Origin of the sequence: Ruminococcus sp. AM43-6 (genome assembly GCF_003461785.1) — a bacterium.
Classification (GTDB): domain Bacteria; phylum Bacillota; class Clostridia; order Oscillospirales; family Ruminococcaceae; genus Hominimerdicola; species Hominimerdicola aceti.
Window position 1 is genome coordinate 25899 of sequence record NZ_QTXU01000017.1, and the last position, 24187, is coordinate 50085.

17 protein-coding genes are annotated in these 24187 nt (G+C 45.9%); 16 read left to right on the forward strand and 1 reads right to left on the reverse strand.

Annotation, left to right across the window (positions count from 1 at the left end; translation table 11 throughout):
• Window positions 1-114: 114 nt before the first annotated feature.
• The 14 genes from DW938_RS09790 to DW938_RS09855 all read left to right on the forward strand — a co-directional run bounded on the left by DW938_RS09790 (window position 115) and on the right by DW938_RS09855 (window position 16697).
• Complete coding sequence (locus DW938_RS09790) at window positions 115-2448, forward strand: penicillin-binding transpeptidase domain-containing protein (protein WP_118054260.1); 2334 nt, start codon at window positions 115-117, stop codon at window positions 2446-2448.
• Between the two features lie 25 nt (window positions 2449-2473).
• Window positions 2474-3922 (forward strand): UDP-N-acetylmuramoyl-L-alanyl-D-glutamate--2,6-diaminopimelate ligase, encoded by a 1449-nt coding sequence (locus tag DW938_RS09795; protein ID WP_117859042.1) that lies wholly within the window; start codon window positions 2474-2476, stop codon window positions 3920-3922.
• A gap of 165 nt (window positions 3923-4087) precedes the next feature.
• Window positions 4088-5449 carry a UDP-N-acetylmuramoyl-tripeptide--D-alanyl-D-alanine ligase gene (gene murF / locus DW938_RS09800; protein ID WP_038670530.1) on the forward strand — a complete coding sequence of 454 codons (1362 nt, stop codon included), beginning with the start codon at window positions 4088-4090 and terminating at the stop codon, window positions 5447-5449.
• Window positions 5446-6489 carry a hypothetical protein gene (locus DW938_RS09805; protein WP_118124649.1) on the forward strand — a complete coding sequence of 348 codons (1044 nt, stop codon included), beginning with the start codon at window positions 5446-5448 and terminating at the stop codon, window positions 6487-6489. The genes murF and DW938_RS09805 overlap by 4 nt, the downstream gene beginning before the upstream one ends.
• A gap of 24 nt (window positions 6490-6513) precedes the next feature.
• Window positions 6514-7740: a putative peptidoglycan glycosyltransferase FtsW gene (locus tag DW938_RS09810; RefSeq protein WP_117957808.1), complete on the forward strand. Its 1227-nt coding sequence runs from the start codon at window positions 6514-6516 to the stop codon at window positions 7738-7740.
• A gap of 15 nt (window positions 7741-7755) precedes the next feature.
• Window positions 7756-8883 (forward strand): undecaprenyldiphospho-muramoylpentapeptide beta-N-acetylglucosaminyltransferase, encoded by a 1128-nt coding sequence (murG, locus tag DW938_RS09815; protein WP_117892253.1) that lies wholly within the window; start codon window positions 7756-7758, stop codon window positions 8881-8883.
• A 28-nt stretch (window positions 8884-8911) separates the two neighbouring features.
• On the forward strand, window positions 8912-9820 hold the full coding sequence (locus tag DW938_RS09820; RefSeq protein WP_118124650.1) for a hypothetical protein: 909 nt from the start codon (window positions 8912-8914) through the stop codon (window positions 9818-9820).
• Window positions 9821-9881: 61 nt separating this feature from the next.
• On the forward strand, window positions 9882-11141 hold the full coding sequence (gene murA / locus DW938_RS09825; protein WP_118124651.1) for a UDP-N-acetylglucosamine 1-carboxyvinyltransferase: 1260 nt from the start codon (window positions 9882-9884) through the stop codon (window positions 11139-11141).
• A gap of 18 nt (window positions 11142-11159) precedes the next feature.
• Complete coding sequence (locus tag DW938_RS09830; protein WP_118124652.1) at window positions 11160-12263, forward strand: FtsQ-type POTRA domain-containing protein; 1104 nt, start codon at window positions 11160-11162, stop codon at window positions 12261-12263.
• Between the two features lie 255 nt (window positions 12264-12518).
• Window positions 12519-13649: a cell division protein FtsZ gene (ftsZ, locus tag DW938_RS09835; RefSeq protein ID WP_022288359.1), complete on the forward strand. Its 1131-nt coding sequence runs from the start codon at window positions 12519-12521 to the stop codon at window positions 13647-13649.
• A gap of 319 nt (window positions 13650-13968) precedes the next feature.
• Window positions 13969-14958: a hypothetical protein gene (locus DW938_RS09840; protein WP_022288360.1), complete on the forward strand. Its 990-nt coding sequence runs from the start codon at window positions 13969-13971 to the stop codon at window positions 14956-14958.
• A 9-nt stretch (window positions 14959-14967) separates the two neighbouring features.
• Window positions 14968-15525, forward strand: a complete 558-nt coding sequence (locus tag DW938_RS09845; RefSeq protein ID WP_022288361.1) for a FumA C-terminus/TtdB family hydratase beta subunit — start codon at window positions 14968-14970, stop codon at window positions 15523-15525.
• Between the two features lie 236 nt (window positions 15526-15761).
• The gene (locus DW938_RS09850) at window positions 15762-16322 is read left to right on the forward strand and encodes a sigma-70 family RNA polymerase sigma factor (RefSeq protein WP_117939364.1); all 561 of its coding nucleotides are present in this window, start codon (window positions 15762-15764) and stop codon (window positions 16320-16322) included.
• A gap of 96 nt (window positions 16323-16418) precedes the next feature.
• Window positions 16419-16697, forward strand: coding sequence for a zinc-ribbon domain containing protein (locus DW938_RS09855; RefSeq protein ID WP_022288363.1), 279 nt, complete (start codon window positions 16419-16421; stop codon window positions 16695-16697).
• A 49-nt stretch (window positions 16698-16746) separates the two neighbouring features.
• Here the strand turns inward: DW938_RS09855 and DW938_RS09860 are convergent, their stop codons facing one another.
• The gene (locus tag DW938_RS09860) at window positions 16747-17601 is read right to left on the reverse strand and encodes an AraC family transcriptional regulator (protein ID WP_242992479.1); all 855 of its coding nucleotides are present in this window, start codon (window positions 17599-17601) and stop codon (window positions 16747-16749) included.
• 70 nt (window positions 17602-17671) lie between these two features.
• Here DW938_RS09860 and DW938_RS09865 point away from each other — a divergent pair, with 70 nt between their 5' ends.
• Both DW938_RS09865 and DW938_RS09870 read left to right on the forward strand, forming a co-directional pair.
• The gene (locus tag DW938_RS09865) at window positions 17672-20674 is read left to right on the forward strand and encodes a glycoside hydrolase family 2 TIM barrel-domain containing protein (protein ID WP_118124653.1); all 3003 of its coding nucleotides are present in this window, start codon (window positions 17672-17674) and stop codon (window positions 20672-20674) included.
• 10 nt (window positions 20675-20684) lie between these two features.
• Window positions 20685-24170 carry a sugar-binding domain-containing protein gene (locus tag DW938_RS09870; RefSeq protein WP_118124654.1) on the forward strand — a complete coding sequence of 1162 codons (3486 nt, stop codon included), beginning with the start codon at window positions 20685-20687 and terminating at the stop codon, window positions 24168-24170.
• Window positions 24171-24187 lie beyond the last annotated feature (17 nt).

The window sequence follows — 24187 nt, forward strand, 5'->3', positions numbered from 1 at the left end:
GTGCTTAGCTTTCTTGTTCTATTAATTTGTATGTGTGAAAATACGATATTTGCCGTATCATGCTAAATTATTGAAGATTTTGTATGTGTGGTGATGTCCTGAGAGGAGATATTTATGACCGACAGACCAAGTGCCAGAATGAAACAACGTCTGAATATTTGGCTGAGCCTGCCTGTGGCGGCGATACTTATATATACGGTTGCGACCATCTTTTCGGTGTCTATAAAGGACGGCAAGAAGTGGCAGTCCCTTGCAAACGCCCAGCAGCTCAAAAGCACGGCTGTTTCAGCGTCAAGAGGCACTATTTATGATTCAAACGGAACGGTGCTTTCTCAGAGCGCAACGGTCTATACTGTTTATGCAGACCCTCTTATGCTCAAAGAAAAGCTTGATGACAACGACAAGAAGATAGAGGAGCTTAAAGGATATATAGCCAAAGAGGACGATGCGTCCAAGAAGGCTACATATCAGCAAAGACTTGATGCAACGAAATCAGGGGACGAATGTCTTGACGAGCTTGTGGAGTTTTTGGCACTCAATCTTGAAATAGACACTAACACTGTGAGAGAAAAACTCACTAAGACGGATACTCAGTACATCGTGCTGAAAAAAGAGGTGGAAAAGACCGTTTCCACGGCTATCGAGGATAAGCTAACGGAGCTTGGCATTGACGGCGTAAGGTGCGACCCTACCACAAGGCGACTTTATCCACAGAATACTCTTGCTTCTGTTGTTCTTGGTCACACGGACTATGAGGGCAACGGCATATATGGTCTTGAAGCTTACTATGACGATTATCTCAGCGGCATTGACGGCAGGATAATCACTGCAAAGGCAAGCGACGGAACTGAGATACCATACAGATACAAGCAGAGCTATGACGCTCAGGACGGCGACGATCTTAATCTGAATATCGACGCCAACATTCAGTATATCCTTGAAAAAGAGCTTGCAAAGGCAGTTGAGGAAAATCAGCCTACTGACAGAGCCTGCGGTATCATAATGAATCCTAAGACAGGTCAGATATACGCAATGGCGACTTCTGATCCTTATGACCCTAACGAGCCTGCGGCTATCTCCGATGAAAAGACGGCGGCGGAGCTTGCGGGGCTTGATGAAGATTCAAACGATTACAAGCAGAAACAGCTTGACGCATGGTCGCTTCAGTGGAAGAACAAGGCGGTTTCAGAAACATACAATCCGGGTTCTGTATTCAAGGTCATAACAGGTGCTTCGGCTTTGGAAGAAAAGGCTATCACTCTTAATGATATTTTTGGCTGCGGCACTCAGATACAGGTGGAGGACACGACTTTCCACTGCTGGTCATTTACCGACCACGGTTCGCAGGATTTTGCCCAGGCAATGCTAAACTCATGTAACCCTGCATTCATTCAGATAGGCATGAAGCTTGGCTCTGAAAAGTTCTGTCAGTATTACAATGCGTTCGGTTTCAACGAGCTGACAGGTATCGACCTGCCTGCGGAATCAAATTCTATCAGTATGCCACTTAGCAACATGGGCCCTGTTCAGCTTGCTTCATCTTCATTCGGTCAGACAAATAAGGTAACGCCGATACAGATGATAACAGCTTACTCGGCGGCTATAAACGGCGGTTATCTTGTTACACCGCAGGTAGTGAACAGTATAACTGACGAGAACGGCAACATTGTAAAGAAAATGGACACTGTTGTAAGACGTCAGGTCATTTCTGAGGACACCTCCGCTACTATGAGAGAGATACTTGAAGGCGTTGTTGAGGGTCAGCCGGGTTCAAACTGCTATATAAAAGGCTACAGAATAGGCGGTAAATCTGGCACGTCTCAGAAAATGGACGAGGATATCACGGGTCAGACCTATGTTTCTTCATACTGTGCATTTGCTCCTGCTGACGATCCGGAGATAGTAATGCTCGTAATGGTAGACCACCCGACGGGCGAGAAATTCTACGGAAGCCAGGTGGCAGCACCTATATGCGTGAACGTGCTTTCAGACGTTCTGCCTTATGTGGGGATCTTCCCTGAGTATGACGAAAGCGAGCTTGCAGACTTGCAGGTATCAGTACCTAGCGTTCAGTATTATACTGTTGAGGAAGCCAAAAAGACACTTGAAGATCTTGGACTTGAGGTCAAGGTCAAGGGCGAGGGCGACACTGTTGTTAAGCAGACGCCTGTTGCCGCAAAGATAGAGCATGGCGGATCGGTTGTGCTTTATACAGAAGCAAACGCCAAGGAAGAAACTGTTACGGTGCCTGAACTTAAAGGACTTACAAAGGAGCAGGCAAAGGCTACGCTTGATATGTATGGTCTTAACTTGACGGCAGAAGGCTCAGGCTATGAGGAGGAGGGTGCAGTTGCACAGTCCGATCAGAGCGTGGGAGCAGGACAGAGCGTTCCAATGGGAACGGCTGTGTCGGTAACATTTGCAGTGACCTCGGTAGGCTCACAGTAAGAAACCATGATAAGGAATGATAATTATGAAACTATATGATATCATAAAGGACGTTGCGAAAACTTCTCTGCCTGATATGGAGATAAGCGACGTCACGAGCGACACAAGAAAGGCTGTCAAGGCAGGCTCGATGTTCGTGTGCATAAAAGGAAAGACCTTTGACGGACATGACGCTGCTAAGGACATGATAGAAAAGGGCTGTACAGTTGTAGTCTGCGAAAGAGATCTGGGGCTTGACTGTCAGATAATCGTGGAGAACACAAGAGAGGCTTTCCCTCTGCTGTGTGCGGCATTTTTCGGTCACCCTGAAAAGGAGCTTACTCTTATCGGTGTAACAGGCACTAACGGAAAGACGACTATCACAACTGTTATAAAGAAGGTGCTTTCTTCATTCGGCTGTAAGGTTGGTCTTATCGGCACTTGTCAGAACGAGATAGGCGACGACGTTTATCCTACTGCAAGAACGACTCCTGAGCCTTATGACCTTTATGAGCTTTTCAGAAAAATGGCTGATGAGAAGTGCGACTATGTTGTTATGGAAGCTTCCTCGCAGGGCTTGGAACAGAAAAGACTTTCAGGCTGTCATTATAAGGTAGGCGTTTTCACTAACCTGACGCAGGATCATCTTGACGTTCACGGTACGATGGAAAATTACTATCAGGCTAAGAAGATACTTTTCACTATATCTGACAACGCTATCATCAACATTGATGATGAATACGGCAGAAGGTATCTCAAAGAGATAAGCTGTCCTGCGAAAACTTATTCATGCTGTACAAAGGCTGATTTCAGAGCAGAGGATATACTGCTTTCAGCAAGCGGTGTGAAGTATGTTTTCACTGACGGAAAGATAAAGCACAATGTTTCATTCAATATGCCCGGACTTTTCAACGTTTCAAACTCGCTGGCTGTTATAGCCTGCTGTGAGACCCTTGGATTTGACGTTGACAAGACTATCAGAGCTTTGGGCACTATGCAGGGCGTAAGAGGAAGAGCGGAGATAGTTCCGACGGGCAGAGATTTCACTGTTATATGCGACTATGCTCACACTCCTGACGCACTTGTGAACGTGCTTTCGGCTATAAAGAACAGTGCAAGCGGAAAGGTAAAATGCCTTTTCGGCTGTGGCGGAAACAGAGACGCTTCAAAGAGAAGCCTTATGGCTGCGGCTGCGGCGGACAATGCTGATTTTCTTATCGTCACTTCCGACAACCCGAGAAATGAAGATCCGCAGGATATCATAAACGACGTTCTGGTTGGTCTGGAGGGCAAGACGACTCCTTACATAACTATCGTTGACAGGCGTGAGGCTATCCACTGGGCTATACATCATGCGGAAAAGGACGATATAATCGTGCTTGCCGGCAAGGGTCATGAGGATTATCAGATACTTGCAGGCGGTGTGAAGATACATTTTGACGAGAGAGAAGTCGTTGCGGACGCTCTTAAAGAGCTTGAAGCTGAGGGCAGATAAGAGATAGAAAATAACGTATTTGTTATGTAGGGTAGCAGCGCAATTTCTGCTTTGCAGAAATACGATGTCCCGTTTGCATCATTTCGGCGATGAATGAAAATAGATATATATTTATAAGAAAAGGGAAAGGAGATACTGCCGAGAAATTGGCGGATAAGAATTAAAATGGAAAAATTAAGCTTACAGGAGATAATATCGGCGGTTCACGGAAGCTACGGCTATCCTGCTGACGTTGAAATTTCCGATATCTCCACCGATACGAGAACAATAAAGCCAGGCTCGCTTTTTATTGCATTAAAGGGTGAGAATTTTGACGGACACAACTTTGCCGCAAAGGCTATGGAGCTTGGTGCGGAGGCTGTTGTCACGGAAAGACCTGTGGAGGGTGCAAGATGTATGATCGTTGACTCCACTGCAAGGGCATTGCTTGACATTGCGGGGTATTACAGGTCTAAATTCGATGTTAAGGTAGTTGGCGTAACAGGAAGCGTGGGAAAGACCACCACTAAGGATATGATAGCCCTTGTTGTGGCACAGAAATACAAGACGCTGAAAACTCAGGGCAACCACAACAATGAGATAGGTATGCCGCAGACGCTTTTCGGTCTTGACAGCAGTTATGAGGCGGCTGTTATCGAAATGGGTATGTCACATCAGGGGGAGATATCGAGAATGTCAATGTCATGTCAGCCTGACGTGGCTGTTATAACTAACATCGGCATTTCACATATTGAAAATCTCGGCACGCAGGAAAACATTCTCAAGGCGAAGCTTGAGATACTTGACGGTGCGGCTTATGACGCTCCGCTGATACTTTGCCGTGATGATAAATTGCTTGCAGGAGTGCAGTTACATTCTGACAGAAAGGTTTATTACTATTCTGTATCAAAGAAGGACTGCGATGTTTATGCAAGCGGTGTTAAGACTGTTGACAACAGCATAACATTTACTATAAACTATGAGGGCGGAAAGATAGCCGCCCAGATAAACTGCTTGGGAGAGCATAATGTAAAGAACGCTCTTGCGGCGTTCTGTGTGGGCCTTGCGCTTGATATTCCTCCTGAGGATATTGTAAAGGGCATTGCTCAGTTCAAACCGGAGGGTTTAAGACAGAATGTTACCGTCATTGACGGAGTTACATATATAGTTGACTGCTACAATGCTGCGCCTGACTCAATGAAAGCGAGCCTTTCGGTGCTTTCACAGGCACAGGCGGAGGGCAAGCGCATTTGCGTGCTTGGAGATATGCTGGAGCTTGGCAAGAACTCAAAGACCTATCACAGAAACGTGGGAGAGTATGTTGCGGCTTCAAAGGCTGATCTGCTTTACTGCTTTGGCGAGGACTCAAAGTGCTATATAGAGGGTGCTGAGAAAAAGGGCTTTGCAAAGGAAAGTTGCAGGCACTTTGAAAGCAGAGATGACCTTGCGGCGGCTTTGAAAGAGGTAGTTGCAAAGGGCGACGCTGTGCTTTTCAAGGGAAGCAGAGGAATGAAGCTTGAAGAAGTGTTCAATGCACTGACAAAATGAGTTGGAGCGTGCAGGCGGTGATACTGGGGTGTGAAATGGTGCTGGGATATGTTCTCGGCAGAGTTTTCATACCATATTTCCGCAGGATAAAAACAGGTAAATTCGATTTTTATATAGGCGACAGGTTCGCAAAGGACGGCTCTGAGCCAAAATTCGGCGGAGTTGTCATAATGCTCTGCGTTATATTCGGCATTGTTACGGGAGTTATATTTTATGACTCGCAGGCGGTGCTGAGTTTTGAGAACGGAGAGTTTTCGAGGCGTGTGTTTATCGCTCTGGGCGGAGTTTTGATGCTCACGGCTATCGGGCTTTCGGAGGACTATGTTAAGGAGAAAAAGCTTGGCATAGGCATGAAGCCTTTTTACAAGATATGTATGGAGTATCTTATATGTCTTGGTGTATGCGTGGGGCTTAGATACTGCGGAGGAGTGCAGACGGCTGTGCTTATGCCTTTTCACTTGGGCTATGTGCAGTTCGGCAGGCTTTTTTATCCGCTTTTTCCGCTGTTTATGACAGTGGGGATAAACATGGTGAAGATACACGATTGCGCAGGCGGTAAGACCGACACGGGCACTGACGGGCTGTGTGCCGTTACGGCTTTGATATTTTCGGCAGGGTTGTCAAGTGGTCTTGCGGCAGGGGCAGGCTCTGATGCTGCTCAGCTTTTTGCTGTTTGCACAATGGGTGCGGCAGGAGGCTTTCTCTTTTGGGGGTGCAGTCCTGCGAAGCTTTATTTGGGCGAGTCGGGTGCGCTGGCGCTTGGTGGTCTTATGACTATGGCGGTGCTGCTTTCGGGAGAATATTTCGTTTTCCTGCCGGCAGGTGCGTCTGTGGTCGTTGACGGAGCTTGCGGGCTTTTGCAGTATATTGTTTTTAAGATAAGAAAAAAGCTGCTTATGAAAGGTTACACGCTTCATGAGCATTTGCAGAAAAAGGGTCACGGAGATCACACCGTGATCGGGATATTCGCTGTGATATCTGTGGCAGGGGCTGCGGCGGCGATAGCGTTTTTGATATATTCGGGAAAGTTTTTCATATAGAGATTTTGTTGGGAGGTTGTTTGTTTGGCTATAAGAGGTCCTAGACGTGAACGTGACGGAAGCATAGTGTATAATAGTCACGTTCCTCTTAAACAACCTGTGGCACAGGCAAAAAGAAAACATAGATTCAGATTTATACTTACGGAGATAGACAAGCCGTTTTTCATTCTTGTAATGGTATTGCTTGTATTCGGACTTCTGATGATGTTTTCTGCAAGCTATGCGTGGGGTCTGAGTGAATATAACGATGGATATTATTATCTGGTGAGCCAGCTCAAGTCTGCCGGACTTGGTCTTCTTCTGATGTTTGCCACGAGCTATCTTGATTATCACTTCTTTCAGAACACTAAGATAGCATATATTGCGTTTATCGCCACATATCTTCTTACGTTTTATACAGCTCTTTTCGGAATAGACGTTGCCGGTGCAAAGCGTTGGATACAAATAGGCCCGATCAGCTTTCAGCCGTCGGAGCTTCTGAAGGTAACGTTCATTATTATTTTCGCATACATAATGTCAGTGAATTATCCTAAGTTCAAGGATTGGAAATTCTGTATTATACCGTTTACTGTGATAATGGGTGCGGTGGCGTTGGTGCTTATTTTACAGAGGCATATGTCGGCTGTTATGCTGGTGGGTATCATGGGCGTGTCTATGATGTTCATAAGCGGTATGCCAAAAAAGACCTTCTGGAAATTTATCGGTGTGTGTGCTGTTTTCGGGGTGCTGCTGCTGATATATAAAATGGCGTCAGGCTCAGGCTTTTCTTATATTTCAGATCGTATACAGAGCTGGAAAAATCCTGAATCCGACCCTAGCGGAAAGACCTTCCAGACCTATGAATCTCTATTGTCTATAGGTTCGGGCGGTTGGTTTGGTCTTGGATTTGGAGAGTCAAGGCAAAAATACTATCTGCCTGAGTCGCAAAACGACTTCGTTTTCGCTATTATCTGCGAGGAGCTTGGCTTCGTGGGTGCAATGGTGGTGGTACTGCTGTTTGTGCTTTTTATAATCGAGGGCTTCATGATCGCTTCAAGAAGCAAGGATCGTTTTGGTATGCTTCTTGCGGCTGGTATAACAATACAGATAGGCTCGCAGGCACTTTTCAACATTATGGTAGCCTGCAACGCTTTCCCTAACACGGGTATTTCACTGCCGTTTTTCAGCTACGGCGGTACTGCACTGATGATACAGCTTGCAGAAATGGGTATCATGCTCAACGTTTCACGTCAGTGCATCAAAAAAAAGTAAAGAGGTATTAGTTCTATGCTCAGAGTTTTACTTGCAGGCGGAGGCACGGCAGGTCATGTAAATCCTGCTCTTGCCATTGCGGAAATAATAAAAAAACATTATCCTGACGCTGAGATAAGCTTTGCGGGAAATCCTGAAAAGCTTGAGGCTAGGCTCGTGCCTGCGGCGGGATATAAGTTCTATCCTATAAAGATAGAGGGCTTTCAGAGAAAGCCTAACTGGGTAAATCTCAAAAGAAATATCCATGCGGCAGGGTGTCTTGTAAAGTCAGGAAGCACTGCAAAGAAGATAATAAAGGAAGCAAAGCCTGATCTTGTTATAGGAACCGGAGGATATGTTTCAGGACCTATAGTTAGAAAAGCCGCTAAAATGGGCATAAAGACGGCTATTCACGAGCAGAACGCTTTTCCGGGCGTGACAAACAAGATACTTGCAAAGTCTGCAGACGTTGTTATGCTCACTGTGAAAGAGGCAGAAAAGTATATGCCCGAAAATGCCAAGACTGTGGTGACAGGTCTGCCTGTAAGGGGAGCTTTCAACACCATGTCAAAGTCGGAGGCTAAAAAACAGCTTGGCTTTGATGAAAATGAAATATGTGTGCTTTCAACAGGCGGAAGTCTGGGTGCGAGAGTGCTTAATGAGAATATCGCAAAGCTTTTGAAATGGTATCAGGACAATGATGTTAAGGTGTGTCATATACATTCCTACGGCACTTATCAGGGATATAAGGATTATCCTGAAAAGCTCAGGGCTATGGGTATAGATATCAACAACAGCAGACGTATCATAAAGGATTATATCAATATGCCTGTGGCAATGGCTGCGGCTGACCTTGTTATATCAAGGTGCGGAGCAGCTTCGCTGGCGGAGCTTGAAGCAATGGGCAGAGCTTCTGTGCTTATCCCGTCGCCTATGGTGGCTGAAAATCATCAGTATTACAACGGCATGGTATTGCAAAACGCAGGAGCAGGCTTTGTTATCGAAGAAAAAGACTTGACGGAAAAGCTTTTCATTGATACTGTAAAGGGGCTTATAGAAGACCCTGAGAAGCTCAGACAGTGCTCGGAAAACGCTGCAAAGCTTCATGTTGCCGATACTGAGGACAGGATATTCAAGGCTTTAGAGCCGCTTATTAAGGGATAAGGAACGTAAAATTTAAGGGGATAAAATAATGGATAAGAATTACAGACAGTATAACAAGAGGGCTTCAATGGACAGCATTGAAGTGCCTGATGTTGACAAGATAAAAAAGCTGTCAGATAAAAAGTTCAAGGGCAGCGGAGTGAACCGCACCGCCGACGAGATTTTTGACGGAGAAAAGTTTAACAAGGCAGGGGAGTTCGACCGTGCCACAAAGACTTACGATGACCCTACCAAGCACAAGGAAGAGGACGACAAAGAGGACGATTTCCTTGAGGACGCTGCGGCTATGCCTGCGCAGGCGGCGAAAGGTCTTAGCAAGGGAGTAAAGGTGGGAGATTCATATGTAAAGCGTAGCAAGATAATAAAGACAGTTGTGGCTGTTATTATCGTGCTTGCGCTTATGGTGTTCTTCTTCCCACCGCTGTTTTTCAACGACGCAGACAAGAGCGTGGTTAGATATGATGACAACGTGTTCAAAACAATGGGTATGACGGATTTTAAAACATATGCGCTGTCAAATTATTCTGTATACAACGAAGAAGCTTTTGGTTCTGAGTTGAGTTCAAGCTACCGTTTTGCAGATATAGTGTTCAATATCAAAAACCCGTCTCCTTTTGAGATAAAGATACCGCAGTATGAGATCAGCCATGTTTCTTCAGAATATGACAATGCGGTATGCTATGCGACCAGCGTTACAACAAACAGCGACGGCGAGGTTATAGGCGACACTGTTCCTCCGTTTTCCAGCAGGGAGGTCACTGTAAGGATACTTGTGAATATCACTGATATGGACGATGGTACATTTGACGATTGCGTTACCGGCATGATACTTTCAACTAAGGATATGAAAAAGAAGATAGGCAAGGACTCCTATCTGCCTTGTTTGCCTGCTTTTATGCCTGTTTCAAACGCTATAGAGATATATATCAACAGATAGCTTTAACCTATATGGGCGGTCCTGCATAAGATAAGTCAAAACCTTAAAAGGAGCGACGCTTATGCAACGGCTTATCATTCAGGGAGGAAGCAGGCTGAACGGAGAGATAACCGTTCAGGGAGCAAAAAACGCAGCTCTGCCGCTGCTGGCAGGGTGTGTTCTTATAAACGGAGAGATCAGGCTACATAACTGTCCTGCGCTTTCGGACGTATTTGCGGCTTGTCGCATTCTGTCGGTGCTTGGGGCAAGGTGCAGCCGTGAGGACGGCTGTGTTACTGTGGACACAAGGGGCGCTGTAAAGACCTTTGTGCCAGATGAGCTTATGAGAGAGATGCGTTCGTCTATCGTTTTTCTGGGAGCTGTTCTTGGAAGAACAGGTGAATGCAGGCTGTCATTCCCGGGAGGGTGTGAGCTTGGTCCGAGACCTATAGATATGCACCTGTGCGCACTTAGAAAAATGGGCGTCAGGATAAACGAGGAGTATGGCGTGCTTAGCTGCACCTGCCCGAGAGGGCTTAGAGGGGCTAGGATAGATCTTTCGTTCCCCTCTGTGGGAGCGACTGAGAACATCATGCTTGCGGCTGTTCTGGCAAAGGGCGACACGGTGATATACAATGCGGCAAGAGAGCCTGAGATATGCGATCTTGCGGAGTTTCTGAACTGCTGCGGTGCAAAGATAAGCGGCGCAGGGGGCGGAACGATAACAATAAGCGGTGTGGAAAAGCTACACGGCTGTGAATACTCTGTCATGCCTGACAGGATAGTTGCGGCGACTTTTATGAGCGCGGCGGCGGCAACAGGCGGTGAGATAGGTCTGCTTGGGGCAAGGGCAGGGGATATCCGTGCGGTCATACCTATATTTGAGCAAATGGGCTGTCAGGTATTTCTATATGAGGACAGGATATTTATAAAAGCGCCTAAACAGCTAAAAGCTGTGCGGACGGTGAGGACTATGCCTTACCCGGGATTTCCTACGGACGCTCAGGCGATAGTCACGGCGGCACTTGCTAAGGCAAAAGGCACCAGTGTGGTGGTGGAAAATATTTTTGAAAACCGCTACCGCCATGTTGACGAGCTTGTGAGAATGGGTGCGGATATAAAGACAGAGGGAAAAGTGGCTGTTATCGAGGGCGTGAAGGAGCTTTACGGAGCAAAAGTCCGTGCGCCTGACCTTAGAGGCGGTGCGGCGTTGGCTGTGGCGGCGCTTTCGGCAGAGGGAGAAACATCTCTCACTAATATAAAGCTTATGGACAGGGGCTATGACTGCATTGAAAATGCTTTTACGCTTCTGGGCGGAAACATAAAACGTGTAAATTACTAGCAGTTAGGAAAGAGTAAAATGAACGGAACTTACAAGGAAAACAGAAAGAACTCACAGCGGCCTGCGGCACGTCGGCAGACAGTGAATATGCGCAACGTGTATGTTGCCGGATTTTTTGCGGCTGCAGCGCTGCTGCTGGTGCTGAGTATGTTTTTGTTTTTTAATGTGTCGGAGATAAAAATAGAGGGCGTTACCCTTTACGAACAGGATCAGGTCCTTGGCGTGGGCGGCGTTTCAACGGGACAGAACCTTGTGAGGACGAATACGGATATAGTTGAAAAGCGTTTGAAAGATACTCTTGTGTATCTTGATGATGTCAAGGTCACAAAGAAATTTCCGTCAACACTTGTTATAACCTGCACAGAGGCCGAAAAGGCGGCTGATATCGAGTATAAAAATTCATACTATGTGCTGTCTGCTTCGGGAAAGATACTTGAAACGAAAAATCCTGCTCCGACAGGGGATATACCTGTTGTAAAGGGCTTTGAGCTTAAAAGCCTTAGTCAGGGCGACAAGCTTGCCTCGGAGGATTCATTTAAGGCGGATATTCTTAAAGAGCTTCTGAATGATCTTCATGACCTGAAATTTAAAAATATAGACTCTATTGACCTGACCACCCGTTCGGATATCAAGCTTATGTATGACGGCAGGCTTGAAATAAAGCTTGGAAGCTCAGTGGATATGGAATACAAGCTTACATATCTTAAGGCGGTAATTGACGAGAGCATTACTGACGATTACGAGGGTACGCTTATTTACAACGGTGCTGACAGCGGCATTTCGGCTATTCCGAAATCGCAGGACGAGTCGTCAAAGCCTGACGACACAAGCTCTGCAAAGCCTGATGACAGCAGCAGTGCGGTGTCGGCTGATACTAATATTGATGACGGCAACACATGGAACAATGGTGATGCTTGGACGGGTGACGATAACCAAGGCTACGACGATGATACCAACGCATGGGACGGCAATAATGACGCCGACAATGCAGGCACAGATCAGTGGACAAACGAGAACGGAAACACCGACTGGCAATATGATAACGGCGGCGATCAGGGCTATACCGACAATGGATATGCTGACAACGGCTATGTGGACGGTCAGACGAACACAGATTGGTAGGGGTCAGGATAACTAATTGTATAGTATACACAAATGAAACTGAAAAATCAGTCGTTTTATTGATAATTAATAAAAAATTTATAATGGTTTCATTTAAGTTCTTTACTTTTTGACAAAAGTATGATAATATATTATTGTATCTATTTATGTGCATATTCGGCACATAGGCTTTTTTGCATTTTATTTTTGATTTGATAAATTGATATGTAAAAATACGGAGAAGTATGAAAATTCGCTTTTAGGAGGAGTTCTATTATGGGTTACGAGTATGTTGAAGAGCCAGTCGTAGGCGCAAAGATCAAGGTAATCGGTGTCGGTGGCGGCGGTGGAAACGCACTTAACTGTATCGCACAGGCCGGTATCGAGGGAAATGTTGAATATATCGCTGTTAATACTGATATCCAGGCACTGCATAAGTCAGCTGCACACACACAGATCCAGATAGGTGAGAAGCTTACTCACGGTCTGGGCGCAGGTGCAAAGCCTGAGATCGGCGAGGCTTCCGCTCAGGAAAGCAAGGACGAGATCGAGAACGCTATCAAGGACGCTGATATGGTATTCATCACAGCAGGTATGGGCGGTGGAACAGGTACTGGTGCTGCACCTGTAGTTGCTGAGATCGCACAGTCACTTGACAAGCTCACTATCGCAGTTGTTACAAAGCCTTTCAAATTTGAGGGCGCTAAGAAAATGGAGAGAGCAGAAAAGGGTATCGAGGCTCTTATCAAGCACGTTGACGCTCTTATCGTTATCCCTAACCAGAACCTTATCACAAACGAGATGCGCCTCACTATGAAGCAGTCTTATGCTATCGCTGATGAAGTTCTTAAGACAGACGTTATCGCTATCGCTGAGATCATTACAAGACATGATGAGATCAACGTTGACTTCGCTGACGTTACTACTATTCTTAAGGGTGCAGGCAGAGCGCATATTGCTATTGGTCACGGCGAGGGCAAGGATAAAGTACAGGATATCATTAATCAGGTAATTTCTTCCGACCTTCTTGAAACTTCTATCAAGGGTGCGAGAAGACTTATCGTAAATGTTACAATGAGCGAGGATCTTCTTATCAGCGATATGGACGAGCTTACTGCTGCTATAGCAGACGCTGCTGACGATAACGTTGAGATCATTTTTGGTAACGGTACAAATCCTGATACTAAGGACGCTATGGACGTTACTGTTATCGCTGCTGACTTTGTTGACAGAGATGACGTTCCTGAGGCTGCTGCGCCAAAGGCTGCGACAACATATACTGCAAATTTTACTCAGAAGGCTGACGACGCAAAGGCTGACGCTGAAGCGATGCACAAGGCTGGCGTTAAGGCTGCTGATAATCCAAATTATTACGACGATATCTTTAATATCTTCAAGAACAAGTAATAATGCTTTCAAAGGCGGATCGGCGTTTACGCTGTCCGCCTTGTTTGAACCAAAATCAGAAAACGTTTACATAATTAAAGAGATTTTCGTATTCTCAGAAAATTATCATGATATTGAAAATTTTTCGCAAAAGCACTTGAAATCTTACGGAAAATTTGATATAATTATTCTGTGATAAATATGATTTTAAGACATTTTGTATAAATTTCAGTTGCTATTTTGTATGGAATAATGAAATTTTTGAAAACGGCTTAAATCAGTTGAAAAATAACGTGGTTTATTGTATAATAGAGATAATCACTAATGTGGAGGGATTGAAATGGCTAGTAATGGTTATTTAAGAACGGTTAGAGTCGGCGGATTTGATAAGCAGGACGTTCTTGCTTATGTAGACGACCTTACTTCTAAAATTTATACTCTTGAGGCTCAGGTCAATGACCAGAACGAAACTATCGAACGTCTTGAGAAGCAGGGCGGCGCTCAGAAGCAGGACTTCGAGGGCAAGAAGGAACTTGAGAAAAAGGTAGAAGAGGCTAAAAACAAGATAGCCGAGCTTATGGCTAATACTGATACAATGAAGGTTCGTATCGCTGACTATGAGCAGCAGGTAACTGAAAAGGACGCTGAGCTTGAAAAGCAGAAGCAGGAGATCGAGGATCTTAAAGAAAAGCTCGAAACTGCTGAGGCTAATGCCGGCACAGCCACTCCTGCATTCGATCTTGGAAGCGTGTTCATGGAAGCTCAGAACACAGCTAATAAGGTCGTTCAGGAAGCTAAGAAGGCAGCTAAGCAGATGGAAGATGAAGCTAAGCAGCTTCAGGATCAGGTTCTTGCTGACGCAAACGCACAGGCACAGAAGCTTGTTACAAATGCTCAGACAGAGGCTGATACTACACTTCAGACAGCTAAGTCAAGCGCTGCTGCAATGACGGCTGCCGCTAAGCAGGAAGCTGAAGCTGTTACAAGTGCAGCAAACAAGCAGGCTGCCGAGGTAACTTCTAAGGCTAATGCAGAGGCAGAGGCTGTTACATCAAAGGCTAACGCAGAAGCCGCTGACGTAACATCAAAGGCAAATGCTGAGGCTGCAAAGGTAGTAAGCGACGCTAAGAACGAAGCTAAGAACATCAGAGCACAGTCTGCTGATCTGAGAGAGTCTGTTAAGACACAGTTCACAAGTCTGAGCGAAACTGTTCAGCAGCTCGTTACATCACTTAACGATCTGTATGGCAATAGTATCGGTGCTGTAAACACTGCAAGAGATCTTATTGACGATGGTCTTTCTCTTGTAAGCGATGATGACGCTGAATAATAGTTTGTCATGTCGGAAATAAGAAAGGTGCGTTCCGAGGAGCTTAAAGCGGTGAGCGGAGAGCTTAAATGCGGTGACAAGATATTGCTTTCGGGCGTTGTGTACACTGCAAGGGACGCTGCACATAAAAGATTCAATGCTTTGCTTGACGAGGGAAAGGAGCTCCCTATCCCTTTGAAAGACGCTGTTATCTACTATGCCGGACCTACTCCTGCACCTGAGGGAAAGCCTATCGGTTCATGCGGACCGACCACTTCAGGAAGAATGGACAGGTTTGCACCGAGATTGCTTGATCTTGGATTGGGCGGAATGATCGGCAAGGGCGAGAGATCACAAGAGGTAAGGGACGCCGTGATAAGAAATGGTGCGGTCTATCTCTGTGCTATAGGCGGTGCGGGCGCACTTGCCTGCAACTGCATAAAGTCTTGTGAGGTAGTGGCTTTTGAGGAGCTGGGCTGTGAATCTGTGAAAAAACTTTACGTTGAGGATTTTCCTCTTGTTGTGGCTGACGATTGCCACGGAGGGGATATTTTCAGCGATGGCAGAGCAAAATACTGCCGTGTATAACATCAAAGTTGCGTAAATTGCGGTCAGCCGTGTATTTCGACACGGCTGACTTTTTGTTTGTTGAAAATCACAAGAATACATTCTTAAAACTGTGGTATGTTACAAATATTTTCACAGGGACGGCGGATTTCGTCAATTCTCTTGACTTTTATGGTCTAAAATGGTATTATAACATTACGCAGTGGCGTCAGAATGGGGCTTTGCGGTAATTTCTACGATTAGGTGGGCGGTATTTTTTGAGAGGCGATCGGCAGGATCAGCAGGAAAAGCTTTCAGATGAGCAGCTTGTGCTAAATGCACAGAGTGACAAAACGGCTATCGGTGAGCTTATTGCGAGATATATCTGTACGGTGGAGTTTCTGGCAAAAAAATATGGCGCTGAGGTTCACGAGGATCTTGTCCAAGAGGGGCTTATGGGGCTTCTGGGTGCGGTTAGGACCTATCGTGAAGACAAAAATGCGAAGTTTTCAACTTACGCTACAAAATGTATAAAAAATAAGATCATTTCATCTGTTCACAGAAATGCACTTCTTTCAGGCGGCGAGGAAGCTGACCTTGAGGCTATTCTTGGCGGCGGTGGCACTGTACCTGAGGAGGTCGTAGTGGAGCGTGAGGAGCTGAATGAGCTTTATGATAAGATCACTTCTGCACTTTCGGAGCAGGAATGGCAGGTATTTCAATCGTTTTTGAGAGGAATGTCATACAATCAGATAGCATTAGGCTTGGGCACGTCGGAAAAGGCGGTAGACAATGCAATGCAGAGAGTCAGACGGAAATTGAGATCACTGTTGAGATAGGAATATGGCCGTATAGCTTAATAGCAGAGCGTTGTTTATTCAAAGGTGTCGGTGCAAATCCGACTAGGCACAATTTTATGTAATGAGGTAAGAACCATGTACGAAGACAAGACATTAGTATGTAAGGAGTGCGGAAACGAGTTCGTTTTCACAGCAGGAGAGCAGGAGTTCTATGCTGAGAAAGGTTTCGTAAATGAGCCACAGAGATGTAAAGCTTGCAGAGATGCAAGAAAGGCTGCTACAAAGTCTGAAAGACAGACTTACACAGCAACTTGTGCTTCTTGCGGCGGCGAGGCTGTTATTCCTTTCAAGCCAAGAGAGGACAGACCTGTTTACTGTAGCGAGTGTTTCGCTAAGATGAAGGAGCAGGGCTAATTTTCTGCATAATTGAGCTGCCTTTGGGCGGCTCTTTTTTTGTTTGTGGTTATTTGATCTGGCGGAAAGCGGAGGGGGTCATTCCCTCGTATCTTTTGAAAAGCTTGCAGAAATAGCTTTCTGAGCAAAAGCCTGTTTCCTCGGCTACCTGCTCGATGCTTTTTTCTGTACCGGTAAGCAGGGCTTTGGCTTCTTGGATACGACGTTTTGCGATGTATTCCATTGGACGCATACTGAGTTTTTTGCGAAAAAGCAGACAAAGGTGCTGTTTAGTTACTCCTGACACACTGCAAAGCTCGTCCATTGTGATAGGGGAAAAATAGTTGTAGTTTATGTAGTCCAGTGCTTTCATAAGGGCGGAGGATACTGACGTGGCAGGGTCTTTGTAGGCGATAAGGCGGTAAAACTCCATAAGAAAATCATACAAATAGCCAGAGGCTTTGTAATTGCCGAAAATACTGTCGGTTCGCAGAGCATTGTGCATTTTGCGGAAAATATGCTCGAGCATTTTTGTGTCGCTGAGGTGAAAGGTTTTAAGCTCGGTAAGGCCGAACTGGGTAAGGATATCCTTGGCGGCATATCCGCAGGGGACTATCCAGTGGATGTCCCATATATCCTCTTCCGGATAGTATTCGTGGGGCGTCTCAGCGGGTATGAATATGGCGGTATCATGTGGTATGGGAATGGCTTTATTCTCAAAGATAAGCGTGCCGCTGCCTTTGGTGCAGTAGAGTATCTGGTCATAGTGATAGCCCTCGGGTCTTATAAGGTGATCCTGACAGTGCTGCTGACCCATATTTTGCAGATATAGTGGCAGGGACTTTTCGTTTCCCAGGATAGGATAATCGGCAAAGAACAAAAATATCAACTCCATATTCATATTGTTATAAATTAATAATATCATTCATTGACTTGCCTGTCAATAGCTGATAAAATAATTACAGTAATTTATAAACTTGTAAAGGAGAACAGCTATGGATATTTTAAAGCTTGCGGCGGAAAATTCGCCAAGATCGAAAATGATATATCATGAGGATACTCAGGCGCTGCACATTGGCACGCTTGACAAGCACTGCTATTTTGTGCCGTTTGCAAAGGGGCAGGATCCTTTTGAGGACCGTAAAAATTCTCAGCGAATGGAGCTTTTAAACGGCAACTGGGGTTTTCGTTATTATGACAGCATAATAGACCTAGAGGACGATTTTATTCATGAAAAGTTTGAGAACACTATCCCAGTGCCGTCAAACTGGCAGCTTTACGGCTATGACAAGCCGCAGTATACGAACGTGTGCTATCCAATACCATTTGACCCGCCTTTTGTGCCTGACGATATACCTGTGGGAGTTTATCAGCGTGAATATAATTATTCCCCTGACGGCATGGACAGGGTGCTTGTGTTCGAGGGCGTTGACAGCTGCGTTTATTTGTATGTGAACGACAGCTTTGTGGGATATTCACAGGTTTCTCACGCTACGGCTGAGTTTAATATTACACCATATCTCGCTGAGGGCAGGAATATCATTACTGCCGCTGTGCTGAAATGGTGCGACGGAACTTATCTTGAAGATCAGGACAAGATAAGGCTTTCGGGAATTTTCAGAGATGTTTATGTGCTGTCAAGACCGAAAATGCGTCTTGAAAATTATATCGTGAAAACTGTTCTCGGTGAAAATGGCTCTGCAAGGCTGGAGTTTACGGTATTCGGCTGTGATGTTTCGGCAAAGCTTTGCGATGATGATGGTGTTACAATGGCTCAGTTTTCGGCTTATGACGGTGAGAGCGTTGAGATAAAGTTAGAGAACGTCAAGCTTTGGAGTGCTGAAACGCCTTATCTTTACAGGCTTACTATCAATGCAGGCGACGAGGTTATCGGTGAGGAGGTTGGCTTCAGAAATGTAAAGGTGGATAAGGGCGTTGTTAAGATAAACGGCAGGGCGGTGAAGTTCAAGGGTGTAAATCGTCATGACAGCTATCCTGACACGGGATATTATGCTTCTTATGAGCAGATGAAAGCTGACCTTGTGCTTATGAAGAAGCACAACATAAACGCTGTGAGAACGTCGCATTATCCTGATTCCCCTGTGTTTTATCAGCTTTGCGACAGACTGGGGCTTTATGTTATTGATGAAGCGGATCTGGAGTCACATGGCTGTGTGGAGGTCTATTATGACTACAAGTGGGACTATTCAGATTACAACGGCATTGCAATGCTTGCTTGCGACGAGAGGTTTGGCAATGCCATAAAAGATCGTGCGGAATGTCTTGTAAAGCGTGACATCAACCGCCCTTGCGTGGTGTTCTGGTCGCTGGGTAATGAGAGCGGATATGGCAAAAATATGCTTGATGAAGCTGAGCTTATAAAGAGGCTTGATGATACAAGGCTTGTGCATTATGAAAGCACACACTGCCTTGACGGAACTTCCGACAGCGTGCTTGACGTAGTTTCGGGTATGTACTGGGATTTAAACGGGCTGAAAGGCTATCTTGAAAAGCCTGAGGAAAACAGACCTCTCGTGCAGTGTGAATACTGCCACGCCATGGGAAACGGCCCTGGTGATCTGGAGGATTATCACAATGTGTTCTATTCCAATGAGCGTTTCTGCGGCGGCTTTGTGTGGGAGTGGTGCGACCATTCTGTACCGCTTGGTAAGACGGCTGATGGTAAGATAAAATACGGCTACGGCGGAGATTTCGGGGAAAGGCACAATGACAGCAATTTCTGCATGGACGGTCTTGTTTATCCTGACAGAACGCCACACACAGGACTTCTTGAGGTAAAGCAGGTATACAGACCTGTGCGAGTAACAAAAGGGGAAAGCGAGGGAAGCTTTGTTTTTTCAAGCACACTTGAGTTTGTGAACGCCGGGGATATTCTCGATTGCCACTATGAGATAACGGACAAAAACGGTATTATACATATCGGCAGAGTGGATTTTGACATCGAGCCTATGGGAAGCACTGTGGTGAATGTTCCCAATGATACAGCGGAGTATGAAAATGAAACATTCATAAGGTTTATTTTCACTGCAAAGGAGGACACTGATTATTGTGAAAATGGCTATGAGGTGTGCTTTGATCAACTTAGGATAGCAGAGGGCAAGGCTTGTAAGGTCGCTGAGGTGAAAGAAAATGTTGAGGCTGTGGAAACGCCTCTTGATATCACTGTGACAGTGGGAGATGTTGTTTACCGCTTTGACAAGCGTAAGTCGGCGTTTGTTTCTGTGAAATTCGGCGGCAGAGAGCTTCTTGACAGACCTTTGCAGTATAACTTCTTCCGTGCGCCTACGGATAATGATGTTATGAAGTACAATTGGTACAAGGTGCATCTTAATGACTTTGATGTGAAAAGCTACGGCTGTGAGCTTTCAGCGGGCGAGGACAGAGCGGAGATAAGCGTCACACAGTCTTTTGGCTGGTCTATACAACAGCCGTTTTGCAGGCTGAAAGCTGTTTATGTTATTGACGGCAGTGGGCTTGACATAAAATGCGAAGCGGAGTTTTCAAATAAGATAGATATGCTTCCAAGGTTCGGTATAAGGCTTTTCATGCCAAGGGACTTTTCAAAGGCGGAATATTTCGGATATGGTCCTACAGAAAGCTACATTGACAAGCGTCAGGCTTGCTATATGGGCAGATTTGCGGCTGATATCGGGGATATGCACGAGGACTATATAAGACCGCAGGAAAATTCATCGCACTATGGGTGCAGATATCTCACTGTGTGCGGTGGGGACACTAAGGTGAAGTTTACCGCTGACAAGGAGTTTTCATTCAACGCTTCTCAGTTTTCGCAGGAGGAGCTTGCGGCAAAGGCGCATAACTATGAGCTTGAAAGGTGCGAGAGCAATGTTATCTGCGTTGACTATGCAATGGCAGGGGTAGGTTCTAACTCCTGCGGACCAAGGCTTGCGGAGAAATATCAGCTTGAAAAGCCTTTGATAAACGCACATTTTCATATTCAGATAAGTAAAATATAAAGGAGTTTTTATGGATATCTGTGAAACATACTTAGACAGAAAGCTTTTTTGCAACGATTGGGAATTTTACAAGGCGGCTTTCGGCTCTGACTACTCAGAGGACTTTGCTTTCAAGCCTGTGGACATTCCTCATGATTGGCTTATTTATGATACAAATGACCTATATGAAACTTCTACTGGCTGGTACAGAAAGGCTTTTTCTTACCAAAAGAAAGAGGGCATACGCACTTTTATCCGCTTTGACGGAGTTTACATGGACAGCAAGGTGTATGTGAACGGTGATTTGGCAGGGGAGTGGAAATACGGCTACTCGGCATTTATGTTCGATATCACCGACCTTGTCAAGAACGGAGAGAATGTTGTTACTGTCCGTGTGGATCACCACGCGCCAAACTCCAGGTGGTATTCAGGAGCAGGCATTTTCAGAAAGGTTTGGCTTTGCGAAAGCCCTGAGGTACGTTTCGGCAATGACGGCATTTATATCACCACGTCAAAGCAGGAGGACGGCTGGCAGGTGACTGTGAAGGCTGAGATGCTTCGTCCTGTGGGTACTCCTCTTGGGGGAATCCGCATCAGGAACACTATTTTTGACAAGGACGGCAAAGAGGTGGCAAGCTATGAGTCTGACGCTTGTGGGGCGGATATTTCCTGCATACCTGAGGCGGTGCGTGTAAAAGGCGTAAGCTATTCTCTCACCGCTCAGACCATGACAGTGAAAGACCCTGAGCTTTGGGATATCACCTCGCCTGTGCTTTACACCATGGTGTCGGAAATTATTGTTGACGGCGGATGTGTACAGCGTATAAGTCAGAAATTCGGCTTCAGGACTATCAAATTCAAGTGCGACAGCGGTTTTTATCTCAACGGCAGACACGTTAAGCTCCACGGCTCATGCGAACACCATGACAACGGCTGTCTTGGGGCAGTTTCCAATCCTGCGGCTATAAGGAGAAGATTTAAAAAGCTACGCAAAATGGGCATCAACGCTATCAGAACCTCTCACAATATGCCTGCGGAGGAGTTTATGGACATCGCTGACGAAACAGGTATGCTCATTCTCTCTGAGGGCTTTGATATGTGGGAGAGGTCAAAGACCGACTATGACTATGCTAGATTTTTTGATGAGTGGGTAGAAAAGGACGTTGCTTCATGGGTGCGCCGTGACAGAAACCGCCCTTCTATCATAGGCTGGAGTGTGGGAAATGAGATTTTTGACACTCACGCTGACGAGAGAGGTCAGGAGGTAACGGCTTGGCTCAAAAGGCTCGTTAAGCTCCATGACCCTGAGGGCAACGGCTATGTCACATTCGGCTCTAACTATATGCAGTGGGAGAACGGTCAGAAATGCGCTGATATTCTCAAGCTTGCAGGCTATAACTACGGCGAGAGGCTTTATGAGGAACACCACGCCGCTCACCCTGATTGGATGATATACGGCAGTGAAACGGCTTCTGTTGTTCAGAGCCGTGGAATTTATCATTTCCCGCTGTCTGAAACCTTGCTAACTGACGATGACGAGCAGTGTTCATCTTTGGGCAATAGCTGTACAGGCTGGGGCGCAAAGAACACTGAGGCTTGCATTATCCCTGACCGTGACGCTGAATACTGTGCAGGTCAGTTCATTTGGACAGGCTTTGACTACATAGGCGAGCCTACTCCATACAGCACGAAAAACTCCTACTTCGGTCAGTTCGACACAGCAGGCTTTGCAAAAGACAGTGCATATGTTTTCCGTGCCGAGTGGACAGACTATAAGGACGACCCGTTCGTGCATATTTTCCCATACTGGGATTTCAGCGACGGACTTCCTTGTGACGTGAGAGTTTGCTCAAATGCTCCGAGAGTTGAGCTTTTCAAGGACGGCGTTTCAATGGGTGCATATGATATCGACCACAAGCATGGCAAGGAGCTGACAGCGAACTATATCATACCATATGAAAAGGGCGAGCTTAAAGCTGTTGCATATGACGAGAATGGAAATATCATCGCAGAGGATATACAGCGTTCATTCGGGGACGCTGTTAGAATAGAAGCTGTCCCTGACAAGACAGAGATACTTGCAGACGGCTCTGACCTTGTTTATATTGAGATATCCGCGTTTGACAAGGACGGCATTTTCTGTGCAAACGCCAACAACCGTGTGAACGTGAGCGTTCAGGGTGCGGCAAGGCTTATGGGTCTTGACAACGGCGACAGCACAGACTATGACCAGTATAAAGGCACATCACGCAGGCTTTTCTCAGGAAAAATGCTTGCTGTTATTGGTGTGGCTGATAAGACGGGGGAGATAAAGGTAACGCTCACATCAAAGGGTCTGCCAGACTGTGTTGTTACCCTTGATGCTGTTGAGGCGGAATATGACAGCGGCACATCATCACTTGAAAACGTGGCATTTGCTCCTGCCGAGTGCGGCAGGACAGACGAGATACCTGTGAGAAAAATAGAGCTTTATACTGATACTCTTACTCTTGACAAGGATAACCCTGAGATAACAGTGAAATATAAGGCACTCCCTGCCAATTCGGATTATGCTGAGGATATAGAGTTCAGGGTAACAAATGAAAAGGGTATAACATCTAATCTTGCAGAATGCGATGTAACAGCAGACGGTGTAAGGGTGAAAGCAAAGGGCGACGGAAGCTTCTGGCTTCGTGCAATGTGCAAAAACGGCACTGAGCGTTATCACATCATTTCTGTGCTCAAATTCACTGCACAGGGTCTTGGAAGCGCACTTACCGACCCTTATCAGTTTGTTATCGGCGGACTATTCACAAGGGCGAGTGACAACGTTTCAAGCGGCATGAAGAAGGGTGTAGGCTTTGCAATGGGCAGGGTAACATCATGGGCGGCATATGATAATCTTGACTTCGGCAGTGCAGGCTCTGACACTGTTACGGTGCAGATATGGGCGAACACCCTTGACCCTGTTAAGATAAGCTTTTATGACGGGATACCTGAGGAGGGTGGCAAGCTTCTTGGCACGTTTAGTTATCACAAAGAGCCTGAGTGGATGATCTTCAAGCCTGAAACTTTCAAGCTTTCAAGAAAGCTCAAGGGTATTGAGACACTTTGTATCCTCACTGAGGACGGCTTCCAAGTGGGCGGTTTCAACTTTGAAAAGGTGAGCCGTGAATTTGCGGTGAATAATGCGGCTGATGCTGACAACATTTATGGTGACAAGTTCACAAAGGGCGAAAAGTGTGTGACCGAGATAGGCAACAATGTTATGCTTGATTTCGGCGAGTTCGATTTCTCTGAAAAACAGCCGAGCAGGCTCGTTATAAGCGGAAAGTCACCGCTTGCCCTCAACAGCATACATCTTATTTTGAACGGCAGCGAGGGCGAAAACCGAATACTCTGCGAGTTCAGAACAGGTGACAGCGAAAATTATGCCCAGAAGAGCTTTGATATCTCAGGTATCAGCGGCAAACAGAAGGTTTCATTTGCGTTCCTGCCGGGAAGCAACTTTGACTTTGAATATTTCAGATTTGAGTAATAAAAACGCTCCGTACA